This is a genomic window from Mycobacterium scrofulaceum, assembly GCF_002086735.1.
Taxonomy (GTDB): domain Bacteria; phylum Actinomycetota; class Actinomycetes; order Mycobacteriales; family Mycobacteriaceae; genus Mycobacterium; species Mycobacterium scrofulaceum.
Genome location: NZ_MVIJ01000001.1, coordinates 246267 through 265171, shown reverse-complemented (window position 1 = coordinate 265171; position 18905 = coordinate 246267). Strand labels below are relative to the sequence as shown.

The 18905-nt window shown below is 68.8% G+C and carries 10 protein-coding genes; 8 read left to right on the top strand and 2 right to left on the bottom strand.

Features of this window, described 5'->3' with window-relative positions; all coding sequences use genetic code 11:
* The first annotated feature begins 9 nt into the window (after nt 1-9).
* From BST44_RS01045 to BST44_RS01030, 4 genes are all read left to right on the top strand, one after another.
* The gene (locus tag BST44_RS01045) at nt 10-1596 is read left to right on the top strand and encodes an AMP-binding protein (protein ID WP_083174441.1); all 1587 of its coding nucleotides are present in this window, start codon (nt 10-12) and stop codon (nt 1594-1596) included.
* 92 nt (nt 1597-1688) lie between these two features.
* On the top strand, nt 1689-2114 hold the full coding sequence (locus BST44_RS01040; protein ID WP_083174439.1) for a nuclear transport factor 2 family protein: 426 nt from the start codon (nt 1689-1691) through the stop codon (nt 2112-2114).
* A 62-nt stretch (nt 2115-2176) separates the two neighbouring features.
* A complete protein-coding gene (locus BST44_RS01035) occupies nt 2177-2650 on the top strand; it encodes an FAS1-like dehydratase domain-containing protein (protein WP_208619710.1) in 474 nt (157 codons plus the stop codon).
* A complete protein-coding gene (locus BST44_RS01030; protein ID WP_083174438.1) occupies nt 2647-3108 on the top strand; it encodes a MaoC family dehydratase in 462 nt (153 codons plus the stop codon). The genes BST44_RS01035 and BST44_RS01030 overlap by 4 nt, the downstream gene beginning before the upstream one ends.
* 63 nt (nt 3109-3171) lie before the next feature.
* On the opposite strand, the gene BST44_RS01025 is transcribed toward BST44_RS01030, so the two are convergent.
* Nucleotides 3172-4650 (bottom strand): aldehyde dehydrogenase, encoded by a 1479-nt coding sequence (locus BST44_RS01025; protein WP_083174436.1) that lies wholly within the window; start codon nt 4648-4650, stop codon nt 3172-3174.
* A gap of 93 nt (nt 4651-4743) precedes the next feature.
* Between BST44_RS01025 and BST44_RS01020 the strand changes: the two genes are divergently transcribed.
* Nucleotides 4744-6090, top strand: a complete 1347-nt coding sequence (locus BST44_RS01020; protein ID WP_083174435.1) for a lipocalin-like domain-containing protein — start codon at nt 4744-4746, stop codon at nt 6088-6090.
* Between the two features lie 51 nt (nt 6091-6141).
* On the opposite strand, the gene BST44_RS01015 is transcribed toward BST44_RS01020, so the two are convergent.
* Nucleotides 6142-7353, bottom strand: a complete 1212-nt coding sequence (locus BST44_RS01015; RefSeq protein WP_083174433.1) for an aromatic ring-hydroxylating oxygenase subunit alpha — start codon at nt 7351-7353, stop codon at nt 6142-6144.
* A 40-nt stretch (nt 7354-7393) separates the two neighbouring features.
* On the opposite strand from BST44_RS01015, the gene BST44_RS01010 reads away from it, so the two are divergent.
* From BST44_RS01010 to BST44_RS00995, 3 genes are all read left to right on the top strand, one after another.
* Nucleotides 7394-8296, top strand: a complete 903-nt coding sequence (locus BST44_RS01010) for a MerR family transcriptional regulator (protein WP_083174432.1) — start codon at nt 7394-7396, stop codon at nt 8294-8296.
* A gap of 60 nt (nt 8297-8356) precedes the next feature.
* On the top strand, nt 8357-9079 hold the full coding sequence (locus BST44_RS01005) for a DUF1906 domain-containing protein (RefSeq protein ID WP_083174430.1): 723 nt from the start codon (nt 8357-8359) through the stop codon (nt 9077-9079).
* A gap of 521 nt (nt 9080-9600) precedes the next feature.
* Complete coding sequence (locus BST44_RS00995) at nt 9601-18873, top strand: type I polyketide synthase (RefSeq protein WP_083174429.1); 9273 nt, start codon at nt 9601-9603, stop codon at nt 18871-18873.
* The last annotated feature ends 32 nt before the right edge of the window (nt 18874-18905 follow it).

Genomic DNA, 18905 nt, shown 5'->3' with positions numbered 1-18905 from the left:
GGCCGCAGGATGTGTCCCGACCGGAGCGGACCGCCCGGGCCCGCCGATTTCGGCGTCGAGGCTTTCACCGTGCCGGCCGTCCTCGATCGGCGTGCCGAGCAGCATCCCGACCGGGTGATGATGTCGATCGGCGGCATCGACGTGACCTTCGAGCAGATGAGGCGGCGGTCTTGCGCCGCGGCGAAAATGCTCGCGGACTTGGGTGTTGGCCGCGGTGACGGTGTCGCCCTGTTCACCGGTACCTGCCCGGCATGGGTCTACTTCTGGCTGGGTGCGGCGCGCATCGGCGCGGTGAGCGCGGCCGTCAACGCGGCCAACAAAGGGGACTTTCTGCTGCAGGCCCTGCGGCTGTCGCAGGCCAAAGTGATCCTGACCGACGCCGAGCGCAGGCCCCGGGTCGACGAGGTCACCGGCGCGCTGGACGTCGTGCCGACCGTTGTGCGCCAGGGTGATTCGCTCGACGCGGAGTTGAGCCGAAACACCGGCGGGTTCGTCGTGGACGGCGCCGCCGCGGCGGGCGAGGTGGGCTGCCTCTTCTACACGTCGGGCACCACCGGGCCGTCGAAAGCGGTTGCCACGACCTGGCATTACCTGTTCACGGTGGCCGCGACGGTCGCATCGGCCTGGGAGCTGCGCGCTGGGGAGGTGCTGTGGACGGCGATGCCGCTGTTTCACCTGAGCGCGGCTCCCAGCGTGCTGGCCCCGATGCTGCTGGGCGCGACGACAGTGCTGGCGGAGGCATTTCACCCCGGGAAGGTGTGGGACGACATCCGCGCCCGCAACGCGATCGGCTTCGCCGGCGCCGGCGCGATGGTGTCGATGCTGCAGAACCTGCCGGCGGATCCGCGCGACGCGCAGCTTCCGCTGCGATTCATCTCCGCGGCGCCGATCGACGCGAAATCCTATCGCGCCATCGAAAACCGTTACGGCTGCCGCATTGTGACGATGTACGGGATGACCGAGGCGTTTCCGATCGCGGTCAAGGGCCTGGCTGACGAGGGTGTTCCCGGCGCCTCGGGCAGGCCGAATCCACACTTCGACGTCCGCATCGTCGACGAAGGCGGCGACGCGCTGCCCGCCGGCGCCGTCGGCGAGATCGCCTGCCGCCCCCGGCATCCGCACGTCATGAGCGAAGGTTATGTCGGTGCGGACATGCGGGTGACCCGGCACCGGGAATGGTTTCGCACCGGTGACCTCGGTCGGCTCGATGCCGAGGGAAACCTGAGCTACGTCGACCGCCGCAAGGATTCGCTGCGCCGCCGCGGGGAAAACGTCTCCTCGGTCGAAGTGGAGGCCGTGGTCATGGACCATCCCGCCGTGGCCGAGGCCGCCGCGGTCGGGGTGCCGAGCGCCTTGGGCGAAGACGACATCCTGATGGTCGTGACGTTGCATCCCGGGGCCACAGTGGATTACGCCGACCTGCTCGATTTTTGTGCGGCCCGGATGCCGTACTTCTGCGTGCCCCGGTTCGTGGAGGTTGTCAGCGAACTGCCGAAGAATGTCATCGGGCGGATACGTAAAGACCTGTTGCGCGAGCGGGGGGTGACTCGGGAGGCGTGGGATCGAGAGGCTCAGGGCTATACCGTTAGCCGGTGAGTTACGTTAATGTTACGTAATCTTTGGATAGTCAATTTACTGTTGCACCATTTCCCAGATTGGCGGCCATCCCGGAGAGGCTGGAGACCAAAATGACCATGTCGTATCAGGAACAGCAAATGCTGCAGGCCGCCATGGGTCGTGGGGCCATCCTGAACCTGAACGCCCGGCACAACCGGGCCTACTCCGAGGGCGACCGCGAGCGCTGGATCGCCACGTTCCGGCACTCCGGCGCCACCTACCAACGTGACGGCGAGACGTTCGACGATCTGCGGGCGGCCTTCGACGGCGGCGACGGGCAACGACTGGTCACCGTCGACCACGAGATCCGCATCGACGGCGTGAACGCGACACAGCGTTGCGTCGCCGTGCTCTTCGCCGCCATGTACGGCGACACCACGCTGCGCGCCACTGGGGTGTTCAGGGACACGCTGATCTACGAGCGCGGCGGCTGGTACTTCACCTCCCGTGCGCTGCAATGGGATTCGGTGCCCAGTCGGCACCCGCTCGTTATGTGAGCGGCGTGGACCCGGAACTCAGTTACCGGTTGGCCTTCGGCACCTACGAAGACGCGCTGCGGATGGTCGGCGCGAGCAGCGAGCCGCGCACCGCGGCCACGGCGGTGAGCGGGGCGCGCATCCAGTTGTTCGCTGCGATGGTCCACGACGGCAATCGTTCCTATTGGGACGCCGAGTTCGCCCGCCGGACGTGGGGCGGTCTGCTGGCGCCGCCCGCCCTGTTGATGGGATGGCTGATCCCACCGCCATGGGAGCCGCGGGGCGGGCCGCCGGCGGCCTCCCTGGTGCTGCGGGTGCCGCTGCCGGGGACCACATTCATCAACGCCGCCAACGACGTTGAGTTCCTCCGGCCCATCGTGGAGGGCGACGTGCTCACCGTCGTCGAGGAGTTGGTTTCGGTGTCACCAGAGAAGCGCACGCGTCTCGGGGTCGGGCACTTCGTCGAGACGCTGGAGACCTATCGCCGCCAGGACGGGGCGGTGGTCGCCACGTCCCGGAACACCCTGTTCCGCTTCACGCCCGGAGCGGACGCGTGAGCGGCGGTGGCCTGGACTTCGGCCAGATCGCCGTCCCGGTCGACCTGCCCGAGGTCGTCGACGAGATCAGTTACCAGCGTGTGGTGGAGAACGCCGGAGCGACGTGGGACTACTTTCCGGGCCATTTCGACCCGGAATACGCTCGGCGACAGGGTAATCCGACGATCTATGTCAACACGATGCACCTCGCCGGCTTCGCCGACCGCGTCGCTACCGATTGGGCGGGGCCGAGTAGTCGCGTGGTGCGCCGCTCGTTGCGGCTGACGGGCTCGGTGTATGCCGGTGACACCATGATCGGCCGGGGACGCGCCGTGGCCAAGCGGCAGGACACTTCGGTCGACCCGCCGCGTTGCCTCGTCGACATCGAGATTCAGGTGACGAATCAGCACGGCGTGCTGTGCTGCCCGGTCGAGCTCACGCTGCAGGTGCCGAAAAGCTTGCGCAGCGACGACGGGTGACTAGGCCAACGGCGTCACGGCGCAGGCTGCGCGCTCCAGGGTCAGGGTGGCCGATTTGACCGGTTATGACTGCGCTGACAGCGGCGGTAGCTGTCCTTTGCACACCAGCGTCTGAAGCTCGACGTACTCGTGGAGGCCCTCTGGGCCGAATTCGCGTCCGATGCCCGACTGCTTGAAACCGCCGAACGGGGCGCCGATGTCCAACGTGTACATGTTGATCCCGTAGGTGCCGGTGCGCACGCCCGCCGCGATCTGCAAGCCGTGCGCGATGTCGGAGGTCCACACCGATCCGGCCAGACCGTAGTCGCTCTCGTTGGCGATGCGAATCGCGTCGTCCTCGTCGCGGTAGCGCAGCACGGTCAGCACCGGACCGAAGATCTCCTCACGGGCGATGCGCATGTCGTTGGTGGCGTCGGCGAACAGCGTCGGCCGCACGTACCAGCCCCGCGTCGACGGGCTGTCCTGGCCGCCGAGGACGACGCGGGCGCCTTCGGCCTGACCGGACTTGATGTAGTCCTGGACGCGGCGTTGTTGCCGTTGCGCGACAAGGGGTCCGATGTCGGTCGCGTCGTCGGCGGGATCGCCGACGTTGAGGGAAGACATCATGTCGGCGAGAGCGTCGACGACTTCGTCGTGCCGGCGGTCGCTGACCAGGATGCGAGTCTGGGCGACGCAGGCCTGGCCGTTGTTCATCAGGCCCGCGGTCTTCAACCCGGCGACGGTCTTGCCGATGTCGGCGTCGTCGAGGATGATCGCCGCGGACTTGCCGCCCAGTTCCAGGCTCACCCGCTTGAGCTGCTCGCCGCACAGCGCGGCGATGCGGCGCCCGACGACGCTCGAACCGGTGAACGCGATCTTGTCCACCCCCGGATGGCGCACCAGCGCCTCGCCGATCTCCGGCCCGCCGGGCAACACCGAAACCACCCCGTCGGGCAGATCCAGCTGATCGATCATCTCGGCCAACCACAAAGCGTCCAACGGTGTTTCGGGCGCGGGTTTGATGATGACCGTGCATCCGGCGATCAATGCCGGGATCAGCTTGGGCATGATCAGGAATTGCGGAACATTCCACGGCACGATAGCGCCGACCACCCCGACGGGGGCCCTGCGCAGGTGCACCTCGCCGAGCACGCCCTGGCGTCGCTCCTCCCACGGAAACTCGCGCGCGGCGGCCAGGGCCAGATGGATGAGCGACGCCGCGGCCGCCCCCTGCCCCATTCGGCTGAAGCTGCGCGGCGAACCCATCTCGTCGGTGATCAGGTCGGCCATCTCCTCGATGTGACCGGCGTAGATCGCGGCGAGTTGTTCGACCTTGGCCATCCGCTCGGCGTGGGTCATCCGCGGCCACGGGCCGCAGTCGAAGGCCTCACGCGCGGCGGCGACGGCGGCGTCGACGTCCTCGGGCCCGGCCACTTGGACATGGCCGACCGGTTCTTCGGAGTGCGGGGAGATGACGGCGAGCTGTTGCGGGTTGGCGGGCTTGCGCCACTGACCGCCAATGAAGAGTTCGTCGTAATACCGGTGGCCGGTGTTGTCCGTCATCGGGCACTTCCTCGAAGGGTTGGGCGTAGAAAGCCAGTGACCGGGATTTCGCTATTGACGCTAACATAGCGAAAAAAGCAGCGAGGGCCCGATATGACCAGCGATTGGCGCAGTTACCCCTTCCAGTTAGTGCCCGGCGACAGCCAGCTGGATTTTCCCGCCGCCGAGGGCGAGCATCCGGATCAGGAGTCGGACACCTGGTTCATCGCCGGACAGCTGGACGCCGCCGAGACCGGCCGGTCGTTCGCGTTCCTGGCCATCTTCAACAAGAACCGCCCCGGTGGCACGGTCGTCGCCGACTTCTACACGATGGCGCTGTTCGATCTGGATTCCGGCGATTACGGCACCTATACCGATTACGACATGCCGCCGGCCAACCTGGAGCCGGGGGCGCCGCGCAAGCTGACGCTGGCTCCGGGGTATCTCGACATCCACTACTCCAGCGGGGTCGGCACCGCGTCGTGGACCACGTGCCGCGACGGCGACGGGGGACTGCTGCCCTACACCTACCGTGTCAGCCTGGTCGGCGAGGACCAGGCGGGTCGCCCCATGCGGCTGGACCTGGCCGTAACCCCGACGCGCGCACCGACGCCGGTGGGTGCGTCGATGTACAACGGGAAGATCTGCTGTTTCGGTCAGAACGAGACCTATTCGTATTTCCAGACCGGCATGGCGATGACCGGCACGTTGCGCTGGGGCGACCTGGTTCAGCAGGTCTCGGGCAGCAGCGGACACATCGACCGGCAGTGGTTCCCGAAATACGCCGGCGGCGGGGGAACCGGGGGAGACCCGCGCGCCCGGTCCCACGAATGGCGCACCATCAACTTCGACAACGGGGTGGACCTCAGCATCTGGCGGCAGTTCGACCGCGCCAACGGCAATGCGCTGCAGCCGTTTACCGGCGTGACGATGAGTCATCCCGACCCGGCCGTTCCGGCGGAATGCGCCGAGGACGTCGAGGTGACGGTCAGCAGCTATGTGCGATGGCCGGAAGCCGTGCGACCGTTAATGCGGCCGCAAGCGCCCGCCCGCTACATGCCGGACCGGCACCGGATCACCTGCCGCACCATGCAACTCGACATCGTCGGGGAGCCGCTGGTGCCGGCCCCGGCGCACGGCCTGCCGATCGAATACATGGAGGGTCCGTACCGCTACAGCGGAACGCTGTGGGGTAAACCCGTGACCGGCTTCGCCTTCAATGAGCGCTCGCTGGCCCTGTACCGGGACTGGGAGTTGGTCGAGGTGCTGGCGACCACCGTCACCGACATGGAGCCGGCCGACCGGGACCTGCAATCTGTGACGGATCTGCTGGCCCAGCTGTTGGCCGCCGGTCGACGACGTGAGGCGGTCGAGCTGTTGGCCGGGGTTAAGCCAATCGAAAATGATTCGCTGGCAACCATTTTCGAGGACCTGATCGCCGTGCTGTCCGCGGCCGTTTGAGGGCGGAGCGGCTCGCCGAGACCGAAATCCGCTGGACCTTTTGCCCCGAATTCACCGTGTCGGCGAGGCGGCGTCCGCGGCAAGCGCCCGGGCCCAGGCATTGTGGCGATGCTGCAGTCCGGGTTCGTTGCGACCGAACAGCAGGTGGTCGCTGACGCCCGACTCGAGGTTGGCTTGCAGGGCCTCGACCAGCCGGTAGTCCTCGTCGCGAACGGTGGCGTGGGCGTACTCGAACACGGCCTGCGCGCCGGCGGCCACCGCGTTGTCGGAGACGTCCAGCGGTGTCGAGTTCTGGTGCACCGTGACCGATCTCCCCGGCCGGTCGCCGGGGTAGATCCGGAACAGCTCGCCGTTGGCGATGGTCACCGACAGGACGATGTTGGGGAACAGCGCGTAGATGACGACCATGTTCTGGAACGGATCCCACTGCTCTTCCGGGACGTCGTCGAGCGCGAGGATGGTGTTGAGCGGGAAGATCAACCGGTGGTGCGGTCCGAACGCGTCGAAGACCGTGCAGTTGCTGCGGGCGATCGTGGCGAAGGTCTGCCGGTGCACGGTGGCGAAATGGTAGTTCTCGGAGAACGTGTCGACCGCGAGCTTCCAATTGATCGGGCAGTCGAGCACCTTCTCGCCCAGCGGCGACCACCGCCCGATGCCCCAGGAATCGAGCTCGTCGGCCAGGGGGCCGAGGTGCGCGGCGACGTCCAGATCGGCCCCGGGATCCAATGCGACCCAGAGGAATCCGGCGAACTCGGTGGCCGGAAGTTCGGTCAGGCCGTCCGCCCCTACGGTCACGTCCGTTTGGCGGCGACCCGCTTCGACCGGCTTCGCCGCCCTAGCGATCGCCGCGCCGGCAAAACCCTCGCGGCCGGGCAAGCCGACCAACCGGCCGGCGTTGTCGTACGTCCACGCGTGATACGGGCAGGTGAACCTCTTCGCGCTGCCGCAGCCCGTCGCGACCTGCGACTGGCGGTGCAGGCAGACGTTGTTGAATGCCCTGACCGACCCGTCGGACGTCCGGGTCAACAGGATCGAACGGCCCATCACCGACTTCGTGCAGTACGCGCCGGGGGCGGGCAATTCCGAGACGTAGCCGACCAGTTGGGGGCTGGCCATCACCATGGCCCGGTCCCGGTCATGGCTCTCGGCCGACGTGTAGGTCCGCGCCTCGACCCGGTGTTCTGTCGGGGCGAGATCGGTCGTCTTGTCCCGTGCCAGCTTCAACGCGCGGCGGGTGAGGTCGATCAGCTGGTCGCGTTCCATCGGCCCAGTACAGACCTTGTCACAGTTGTAAGGTCAAGGAGTGGCTGAGCAGTTGCTGATCGGCGACGTCACGGCCCTGACGGGGATCGCCTCCGGTCGCATTCGCCACTACGAGAAAATCGGCCTGCTGCGGGCCGAGCATCTGTCCAACGGCTACCGGGTCTTCGACGCGGAGCAGGTGCTCGATCTGCTGCGCATTGACCTGATGAGAAGTCTCGGCCTCGGCATCAACGACATTCAACGCCTGCTCGCGGGTGGCCGCACCACGTTGGCCGGTGTTCTCGACGAGCACCGGACTTTGTTGGTGCGGCAGCGCGACCGGCTGGATCAGTTGATCGCGGCGATCGACCGATCGCGCGCTGCCACCGATGGCGCCGACGCCGACGTCAACGAGGACATCCTGCGGAGGCTGGCTACCACGCACCGCGACAGTATCGGTGTCATCGGGCGGCTCAGCGCGCCGCTCTCCGAGCCCGTCGCCGCCATGTACGCCGACCTGTTCGACGCGTGGGACCTGCCGGTTCCGGTCCTGTTCGGGCAGATGGTGCTGCCGCCGGCCGCCAGCACGCTGCTGGGGGAGCTTGCCGAGACCCCAGGCCGGCAGGTGCTGTTCGATCGGTTGCGCAGCCTGGCCGGCGACGTCGTCGGGTTGGGTGACGATCGCGCGGCGGCAACCGAACTCGCGCACAGCTGGATCGACCGCCAGCTGGCCGACCCGTTGCCCTACGATGTGGTCGGCGTGCTGCGGAGCGTGCAGCCGTCGTTGGAACGTGACCCGGTGATCGTCCAGGGATTCCGGACGTGGGCGGGATCGATCAACCCGGCCGCGCCCCATTTCCTGGACGAGGTCGCCCGCCAAACCGCTCGCCGTGGCCTCGAGGCGGTGAGCGTCATCGTGCTGCCCGCGCTGACGCCCGCCCAAACGAACGATGCGGCACTGTGATGCAGATGTGACCAGTGTGGTCAATGTGCCAAATGGTGTTCCTGTCGTACCCTGTCGCTTGTGTCATCGGTTTCGCGACGCGACGTGCTCAAATTGGCGGCCGCGACCCCCGCTTTTCTAGGCCTGGGCTTCGCGGGTGCCTCGTTGCGCCCGGCGCCGGCGTCGGCGTCGCTCGGCACGCTGCTGGACTACGCGGCAGGGGTGATCCCCGCGAGCCAGATCAGGGCTGCGGGCGCGGTGGGCTCGATCAGGTATGTGTCCGACCGGCGCCCGGGCGGCAACTGGATGCTGGGCAAGCCGATCCAGATCGCCGAGGCGCGTGATCTCAACAGCAACGGGCTGAAGATCGTTTCCTGCTACCAGTACGGCAAGGGGAACACCTCCGACTGGCTCGGCGGAGCCAACGCCGGGTTGCAGCACGCGCAGCGCGGAATGCAGCTGCACGCCGCGGCGGGCGGACCCGCCGGCGCCCCGATCTACGCCTCGATCGACGACGATCCCTCGTATGAGCAGTACAAGCAGCAGGTTGCGCCGTACCTGAGGTCCTGGGAGTCGGTGATCGGCCATCAGCGCACAGGTGTGTACGCCAACTCCAGGACCATCGACTGGGCGTTGCACGACGGTTTGGGCTCCTATTTCTGGCAGCACAACTGGGGCTCGCCCAAGGGGTACACCCACCCGGCGGCCCATCTGCATCAGGTCGAGATCGACAAACGCAGTGTCGGCGGGGTCGGCGTGGACGTCAACGAAATTCTCAAGCCGCAATTCGGGCAGTGGGCCTAGACCGGCGGCTCGGTGAACGGCGGCCGGACACCCGCGACTCTTAGAGATCCCAGCAAACACTCGTTCGCTGATTTCTTGGTGAGGCGGGCGCGAACCCCGCGTGGCGGAGGCGCGCAGAACGCGCTCGGCGCGACCCCACGGCTCGAAATTTTTACATAACGATTACATAACAAAACTGCTTTGATCTGCGCAGTTATAGCTACTCGACCGTAACCACCTGCATGCAGCAGGTTTGTTCGCCGTGCCCGCGCCGCCGATGAAACGCGGTGTTACCCACGACACGGTTACCCATGCGTAGAACTCATCAGTAACCGATCACCACGCAAAACGGGGGTTGATCCTTATGACACTCTTAGTACAGCCGATGCAGTCCGCCGCGCCGCTCAACCCCCGGCCCGCCGAGAACACACCGGCGAGCAGTTTCCCGGCTTTGATTCGACGCGGAATCGCCGAACCCGCCCGCCGGTGGTGACCGGCCGAACGAACCGATACGTAAAGACGCATACAGGGAGACATAGAGAGTGACGATCCACGAGAGGCACGACTGGAATCCCCCAGCGAAGCGAGGGGAATTGTCCGCCGATCGCGATGGAAAGAGTCCCCACGCGGCAGCCGGGGAAACCCACGCTCTGGTCGACCGTCTGACTGCCGGCGAGCCGTACGCCGTTGCGTTCGGCGGGCAGGGCAGTGCCTGGCTGGAAACCCTCGAGGAACTGGTCTCGTCGGCCGGCATCGAATCCGACCTGGCGACGCTGGCCGGTGAGGTCGAGCTGTTGCTCGAACCGGTGGCCAGGGAGCTGGTGGTGGTCCGTCCGATCGGTTTCGAGCCGCTCGCGTGGGTGCGCGCGCTGGCGGCCGAGGATCCGGTCCCCTCGGACAAGCACCTGACCTCGGCCGCGGTGTCCATCCCCGGCGTCCTGCTCACCCAGATCGCGGCCGTGCGGGCGCTGGCGCGCCAAGGCATGGACCTGGGCGCCACGCCGCCCGTGGCCGTCGCCGGTCATTCGCAGGGGGTGCTGGCCGTCGAGGCGCTCAAGGCCGCGGGCGCCCGCGACGCCGAACTGCTGGCGATGGCGCAGCTGATCGGCGCGGCCGGGACGCTGGTGGCACGCCGGCGCGGGATCTCCGTGCTCGGCGACCGGCCGCCGATGGTGTCGGTGACCAACGCCGACCCCGAGCGCATCAGCCGGCTGCTCGACGAGTTCGCGCAGGATGTCCGGACCGTGCTGCCGCCGGTGCTGTCGATCCGCAACGGCCGGCGTTCGGTCGTCATCACCGGAACGCCCGAACAGCTATCCCGGTTCGAGCTCTACTGCCGGCAGATCTCGGAGAAGGAAGAGGCCGACCGCAAGAACAAGCTTCGCGGTGGCGACGTCTTCGCGCCGGTCTTCGATCCGGTGCAGGTGGAGGTCGGTTTCCACACGCCGCGGCTGGCCGACGGCATCGACATCGTCGGCGGCTGGGCCGAGAAGGTCGGCCTCGACGTCGCGCTGGCCCGCGAGCTGACCGAAGCCATCCTGGTGCGACGTGTCGACTGGGTCGAAGAGATCAGCAGTGTGCACGCGTCCGGTGCGCGCTGGATCCTCGACCTGGGTCCCGGCGACATCCTGACCCGGCTGACCGCCCCGGTGATCCGCGGCCTGGGCATCGGCATCGTGCCCGCCGCGACCCGCGGGGGGCAGCGCAACCTCTTCACCGTCGGCGCCGTCCCCGAGGTGGCGCGCGCGTGGTCGACCTACGCGCCGACCGTCGTGCGCCTGCCCGACGGCAGGGTCAAGCTGTCGACGAAGTTCACCCGGTTGACCGGCCGCTCGCCGATCCTGCTCGCGGGCATGACCCCGACCACCGTCGACGCCAAGATCGTCGCCGCCGCGGCCAACGCGGGACACTGGGCCGAGCTGGCCGGCGGCGGGCAGGTCACCGAGGAGATCTTCGCCGGCCGCATCGAGGAGCTCGCCACGCTGCTCGAACCCGGCCGCACCTATCAGTTCAACGCGCTGTTCCTCGACCCCTATCTGTGGAAGCTGCAGGTCGGCGGGAAGCGGCTGGTGCAGAAGGCGCGCCAGTCCGGCGCGGCGATCGACGGCCTGGTGATCAGCGCCGGCATCCCCGACCTGGAGGACGCCGTCGAGCTGATCGAGGAGCTGGGCGACGTCGGCATCAGCCACGTCGTGTTCAAGCCCGGCACGGTCGAGCAGATCCGTTCGGTCATCCGCATCGCGACCGAGGTGCCCACCAAGCCGGTCATCATGCACATCGAGGGTGGGCGCGCCGGCGGCCACCACTCGTGGGAAGACCTCGACGACCTGCTGCTGGCAACGTATTCGGAGTTGCGCTCCCGCCCCAACATCACCGTCTGCGTGGGCGGTGGCATCGGCACGCCCGAGCGGGCCGCCGAGTACCTGTCCGGGCGCTGGGCGCAGGCGTACGGCTTCCCGCTGATGCCGATCGACGGCATCCTGGTCGGCACCGCGGCGATGGCCACCAAGGAGGCCACCACCTCGCCGTCGGTCAAGCGGATGCTGGTCGAGACGCAAGGCACCGACCAGTGGGTCGGCGCCGGGAAAGCCGTGAACGGCATGGCGTCCAGCCGCAGCCAGCTCGGCGCCGACATCCACGAGATCGACAACAGCGCGTCGCGCTGCGGGCGGCTCCTCGACGAGGTCGCCGGCGACGAGGAAGCCGTCGCCGAGCGTCGCGACGAGATCATCGCCGCGATGGCCAACACCGCCAAGCCGTACTTCGGCGATGTCGCCGACATGACCTACCTGCAGTGGCTGCGGCGCTACGTCGAACTCGCCATCGGCGACGGCAACTCGACCGCCGACACCGCCGCACCGGGCAGCCCGTGGCTGGCCGACACCTGGCGCGATCGGTTCCAGCAGATGCTGCAGCGCGCCGAAGCGCGTTTGCACCCACAGGATTTCGGTCCGATCGAGACATTGTTCGACGACCCCGGCCCGCTGGAGGACCCCGAGCGGGCCATCGCGGCGCTGCTCGCGCGGTACCCGGACGCCGAGACCGTGCAGCTGCACCCGGCCGACGTCCCGTTCTTCGTCACGCTGTGCAAGACGCTGGGCAAGCCGGTCAACTTCGTCCCGGTCATCGACAAGGACGTGCGCCGCTGGTGGCGCAGCGACTCGCTGTGGCAGGCGCACGATGCCCGGTACGACGCCGACCAGGTGTGCATCATCCCGGGCACCGCGGCCGTCGCCGGCATCACCCGGATGGACGAACCCGTCGGTGAACTGCTGGACCGGTTCGAGCAGGCCGCCGTCGACGAGGTGCTGTCGTCCAACGGGCAGCCGCGGGAGGTGGCGGCGCGCCGGCTCGGCCGCCCCGACGTGACCGGACCCCTGGCTGTCGTGCTCGACGCCCCCGACGTGCAGTGGGCCGGCCGCACCGCGAAAAACCCGGTCCACCGGATCGCCGACCCCGCGGACTGGCTCGTGCACGACGGCTCTGAAGGGCCCCAAAGCCGCCGCGCCACGCACTCGTTCACCGGGGCGCGGCTTGAAGTCGACGGCGACCGGGTGGTGTTGAGCGTTCCGGTGTCGGCAACCTGGATCGACATCCCGTTCACCCTGCCCCCCAACACCATTGACGGTGGTACGCCGGTGGTGTCCACCGAAGACGCCGCCACCGCGATGCGCGCGGTGCTGGCGATCGCCGCCGGAGTCGACGGGCCGGAATCGCTGCCCGCGGTGGTCGACGGGACCGCCAACGTGACGGTGAACTGGGATCCCGAGCGGGTCGCCGACCACACCGGTGTCACGGCCACCTTCGGCGAGCCGCTGGCGCCGGGGCTCACCACTGTGCCCGACGCCCTCGTCGGCCTTTGCTGGCCCGCGGTTTTCGCGGCGATCGGCTCGGCGGTCACCGACACCGGCGTCCCGGTCGTCGAGGGCCTGCTGAGCCTCGTGCACCTCGACCACGCCGCCCACGTCGTCGGCGTGCTGCCGAAGGTTCCGGCCGAATTGGCAGTCACGGCAACGGCTTCGCCGGCGATCGACACGGACTTGGGCCGCGTCGTCCGGGTGTCGGTGACGATCGCCGACGCCGACGGCGCGACGCTCGCCAGCCTCGATGAGCGATTCGCGATCCTCGGCCGCACCGGCACGGCCGAGCTCGGCGATCCGGTGCGCGCAGGCGGTGCGGTCTCGGAGAACGCGACCGACACCCCGCGCCGGCGCCGGCGCGACGTCCGGCTGACCGCACCGGTCGACATGCGACCGTTCGCCGTGGTGTCCGGCGACCACAACCCGATCCACACCGACCGGGCCGCCGCCCTGCTGGCCGGCCTGGACTCGCCGATCGTGCACGGCATGTGGTTGTCGGCCGCCGCGCAGCACGCGGTGACCGCCACCGACGGACAGGCGCGGCCCCCGGCCCGGCTGGTCGGTTGGACCGCCCGGTTCCTGGGCATGGTGCGTCCCGGCGACGAGGTCGACTTCCGCGTCGAGCGCGTCGGAATCGACCAGGGCGCAGAGGTTTTGGAGGTGGCCGCCCGCATCGGGTCCGACCTGGTGATGTCGGCGACGGCGCGCCTGGCCGCCCCACACACGGTGTACGCGTTCCCCGGGCAGGGAATCCAGCACAAGGGCATGGGCATGGATGTCCGCGCCCGCTCCAAGGCCGCCCGCAAGGTCTGGGACAAGGCGGACAAGTTCACCCGCGAGACGCTGGGCTTCTCGGTGCTGCACGTGGTGCGCGACAACCCGACCAGCATCATCGCCAGCGGCGTGCACTACAACCACCCCGAGGGTGTGCTGTACCTGACGCAGTTCACCCAGGTCGCGATGGCGACGGTCGCGGCGGCGCAGGTCGCCGAGATGCGTGAGCAGGGCGCGTTCGTCGAAGGCGCCATCGCCTGCGGCCACTCCGTCGGGGAGTACACCGCGCTGGCCTGCGTCACCGGGATTTACGAGCTGGAAGCGTTGCTGGAGACGGTGTTCCACCGCGGCTCCAAGATGCACGACATCGTGCCGCGCGACGAGCTGGGCCGCTCCAACTACCGGCTGGCGGCCATCAGGCCGTCGCAGATCGACCTGCCGGACGACGAGGTACCCGGATTTGTGGCCGAAATCGCCGAGCGCACAGGGGAATTCCTGGAGATCGTGAACTTCAACCTGCGCGGTTCGCAGTACGCGATCGCCGGCACGGTCCGCGGCCTGGAAGAGCTGGAGGCCGAGGTGGAGCGCCGCCGCGAGATCACCGGCGGCAAGCGCTCCTTCATCCTGGTGCCGGGCATCGACGTGCCGTTCCACTCGAGGGTGCTGCGCGTGGGGGTGGCGGAATTCCGCCGCTCGCTGGAGCGCGTCATGCCGCGCGACAAAGATCCCGACGTCATCATCGGGCGCTACATCCCCAACCTGGTGCCCCGCCCGTTCACCCTGGACCGCGACTTCATCCAGGAGATCCGTGACCTGGTGCCGGCCGAACCGCTCGACGCGATCCTCGCCGACTACGACACCTGGCTCACCGAGCGCCGCAACGAGATGGCGCGCATCGTCTTGATCGAGCTGCTGGCGTGGCAGTTCGCCAGCCCGGTGCGCTGGATCGAAACGCAGGACCTGCTGTTCACCGAGCAGGCCGCGGGCGGTCTGGGCGTGGAGCGGTTCGTCGAGATCGGCGTGAAGTCGGCGCCGACCGTCGCCGGGCTGGCCACCAACACCCTGAAGCTGCCCGAATACGCCCACAGCACAGTCGAAGTGCTCAATGCCGAGCGCGACGCGGCGGTGCTGTTCGCCACCGATACCGATCCCGAGCCGGAGCCCGAGGAGATCGCGGACGAGCCAGCCGCACCGGAGGGTGCCACCGCTCTGCCGGCCGCACCGGCGCCCGCCCCGTCGGCCGCCCCGTCGACCGGCCCCCGTCCCGACGACATCGGGTTCGACGCCGCCGACGCCACCCTGGCCCTGATCGCGCTGTCGGCCAAGATGCGCATCGACCAGATCGAGGAACTGGACTCCATCGAGTCCATCACCGATGGCGCCTCGTCGCGGCGCAACCAGCTGCTGGTCGACCTGGGTTCGGAGTTGAACCTGGGCGCCATCGACGGCGCGGCCGAGGCCGACCTGGCCGGGCTGCGGTCGCAGGTGACCAAGCTGGCGCGCACCTACAAGCCTTTCGGCCCAGTGCTTTCCGACGCGATCAACGACCAGCTGCGCACGGTGCTGGGGCCCTCGGGCAAGCGGCCCGGCGCGATCGCCGAGCGCGTCAAGAAGACGTGGGAGCTGGGCGAGGGCTGGGCCAAGCACGTCACGGTCGAGGTGGCGCTGGGTACCCGCGAGGGCACCAGCGTGCGCGGCGGCGCGATGGGCCACCTGCACGAGGGCGCGCTGGCCGACGCCGCCTCGGTCGACAAGGTCATCGACGCCGCCGTCACGTCCGTCGCGGCGCGCCGCGGCATCGCGGTCGCGCTGCCGTCGTCGGGCGGCGGTGGCGGCGCGACCGTCGACGCGGCCGCGCTCAGCGAATTCACCGACCAGATCACCGGCCGCGACGGTGTGCTCGCGTCGGCGGCCCGCCTGATCCTGAATCAATTGGGCCACGACGACCCGGTCGGCTCGGCGCCGGCCGCCACCGACGCCGAGCTCATCGACCTGGTCACCGCCGAACTCGGCGCGGATTGGCCGCGCCTGGTCGCGCCGGTCTTCGATGCCAAGAAGGCCGTCGTGTTCGACGACCGCTGGGCCAGCGCCCGGGAGGACTTGGTCAGGCTCTGGCTGACCGACGAGGGTGACATCGACGCCCAGTGGACGAGCCTGTCCGAAAGGTTCGAGGGCGCAGGCCATGTCGTCGCCACGCAGGCGACCTGGTGGCAGGGCAAGGCGCTGGCCGCGGGTCGCCAGATTCACGCGTCGCTCTACGGCCGCATCGCCGCCGGCGCCGAGAATCCCGAGCCCGGCAACTACACCAACGAGGTCGCCGTGGTGACGGGCGCTTCGAAGGGTTCGATCGCGGCGTCGGTGGTCGCACGCATGCTCGACGGCGGGGCCACCGTCATCGCCACGACGTCGAAGCTCGACGACGAGCGGCTGGCGTTCTACCGCGGGCTGTATCGCGACCACGCCCGGTACGGCGCGGTGCTATGGGTGGTCGCCGCCAACATGGCGTCCTACTCCGACATCGACGCATTGAGCGAATGGATCGGTACCGAGCAGACCGAAAGCCTTGGGCCTCAATCCATTCACATCAAGGACGCGCAGACCCCCACGCTGCTGTTCCCGTTCGCGGCTCCCCGCGTCGCCGGCGACCTGTCGGAGGCCGGTTCACGTTCCGAGATGGAGATGAAGGTTCTGCTCTGGGCGGTGCAGCGGTTGATCGGCGGGCTGTCCAAGATCGGCGCCGAACGCGACATCGCCTCTCGGTTGCACGTGGTGTTGCCCGGCTCACCCAACCGCGGAATGTTCGGTGGCGACGGCGCGTACGGCGAGGCCAAGTCGGCGCTGGACGCGTTGGTGAGCCGTTGGCACGCCGAATCCTCTTGGGCCGCCCGGGTCAGCCTTGCGCACGCGCTGATCGGCTGGACCCGCGGCACCGGGCTGATGGGCCACAACGACGCCATCGTCGACGCCGTCGAGGAGGCCGGTGTCACCACCTACTCCACCGACGAGATGGCGGCCATGCTGCTGGGCCTCTGCGACGTGGAGTCCAAGGTCGCGGCGGCTCTGACCCCGATCAAGGCGGACCTGACCGGCGGCCTCGCCGAAGCCAACCTCGACATGGCGGAACTGGCCGCCAAGGCGCGCGAGCAAGCCGCTTCGGGCGAGCATGCCATGGAAGACGCCGCGGCCGAGGGCACCATCGCCGCGCTGCCGGCGCCGCCGCGCCCCGTCACCCCGGCGCCGCCGCCGCAGTGGGACGACTTGGACGTCGACCCGGCCGACCTGGTGGTGATCGTCGGCGGCGCCGAGATCGGCCCGTACGGCTCGTCGCGCACCCGCTTCGAGATGGAGGTCGACAACGAGCTGTCGGCGGCGGGTGTGCTCGAGCTGGCCTGGACCACGGGACTCATCCGGTGGGAGGACGACCCCCAACCGGGTTGGTACGACACGAAATCCGGCGATCTCGTCGACGAGACCGAGCTGGTCGAGCGCTACCACGACACCGTGGTGGAGCGGGTCGGCATTCGCGAGTTCGTCGACGACGGCGCCATCGACCCCGATCACGCGTCGCCGCTGCTGGTGTCGGTGTTCCTGGACAAGGACTTCACCTTCGTCGTCTCGTCGGAGGCCGACGCCCGCGGGTTCGTCGAATTCGACCCCGAGCACACGGTGATCCGCCCGGTCCCCGATTCGGGCGACTGGCAGGTCACGCGCAAGGCGGGCACCGAGATCCGGGTGCCGCGCAAGACCAAGCTGTCGCGGGTCGTCGGCGCGCAGATCCCCACCGGATTCGATCCGACCGTGTACGGCATCAGCCAGGACATGGCCAGCTCCACCGACCGGGTGGCGTTGTGGAACATCGTCGCGACCGTCGACGCGTTCCTGTCTTCGGGATTCACCCCCACCGAGTTGATGCGGTGGGTGCACCCGGGCCTGGTGGCCAGCACGCAGGGCACCGGCATGGGCGGGATGACGTCGATGCAGACGATGTATCACGGCAACCTGCTCGGGCGCAGCAAGCCGAACGACATCCTGCAGGAAGTGCTGCCGAACGTCGTTGCCGCCCACGTCATTCAGAGCTACGTGGGCAGCTACGGAGCGATGATCCACCCGGTCGGCGCGTGCGCGACCGCGGCGGTGTCGGTCGAAGAGGGCGTCGACAAGATCCGGCTCGGCAAGGCCGAACTCGTGGTGGCCGGTGGGTTCGACGACCTGACGCTGGAAGCCATCATCGGCTTCGGTGACATGGCGGCCACGGCCGACACGTCCATGATGCGGGGCCGCGGCATCCACGACTCGAAGTTCTCCCGGCCCAACGACCGGCGCCGACTCGGGTTCGTCGAGGCACAGGGCGGCGGCACCATCCTGCTCGCGCGCGGCGACCTGGCGCTCAAGATGGGTCTGCCGGTGCTGGCCGTGGTCGCCTACGCGCAGTCGTTCGCCGACGGCGTGCACTCCTCGATCCCCGCCCCCGGGCTGGGCGCGCTGGGCGCCGGCCGCGGCGGCAAGGATTCGGCGTTGGCGCGTTCGCTGGCCAGGCTGGGCGTCGGCGCCGACGACATCGCGGTCATCTCCAAGCACGACACCTCCACGCTGGCGAACGATCCCAACGAGACCGAGCTGCACGAGCGGCTGGCGGACTCTTTGGGCCGCTCCGAGGGCGCCCCGCTGTTCGTGGTGTCGCAGAAGAGCCTGACCGGGCACGCCAAGGGCGGCGCGGCGGTCTTCCAGATGATGGGCCTGTGCCAGATGCTGCGCGACGGCGTCATCCCGCCCAACCGCAGCCTCGACTGCGTCGACGACGAACTGGCCTCCTCGGCGCACTTCGTGTGGGTGCGCGAGACGCTGCGGCTGGGGGAGAAGTTCCCGCTGAAGGCCGGCATGCTGACCAGCCTCGGTTTCGGCCACGTGTCCGGTCTGGTGGCGCTGGTGCACCCGCAGGCGTTCATTGCCGCGCTGGACCCCGAGCAGCGCGCGGACTACCAACGGCGCGCGGAGGCGCGGCTGCTGGCCGGTCAGCGCCGGTTGGTGTCGGCCATCGCCGGCGGCGCACCGATGTACGAGCGGCCACCGGATCGCCGCTTCGACCACGACGTGCCGGAGAAGCGCCAAGAGGCGGCGATGCTGCTGAACCCGGCGTCGCGGCTGGGCGAGGGCGAGGCCTACGAGGTCCCGGCCGGATGACGTCGGTTCATCGCCCGGCTCCACCTCGCTCC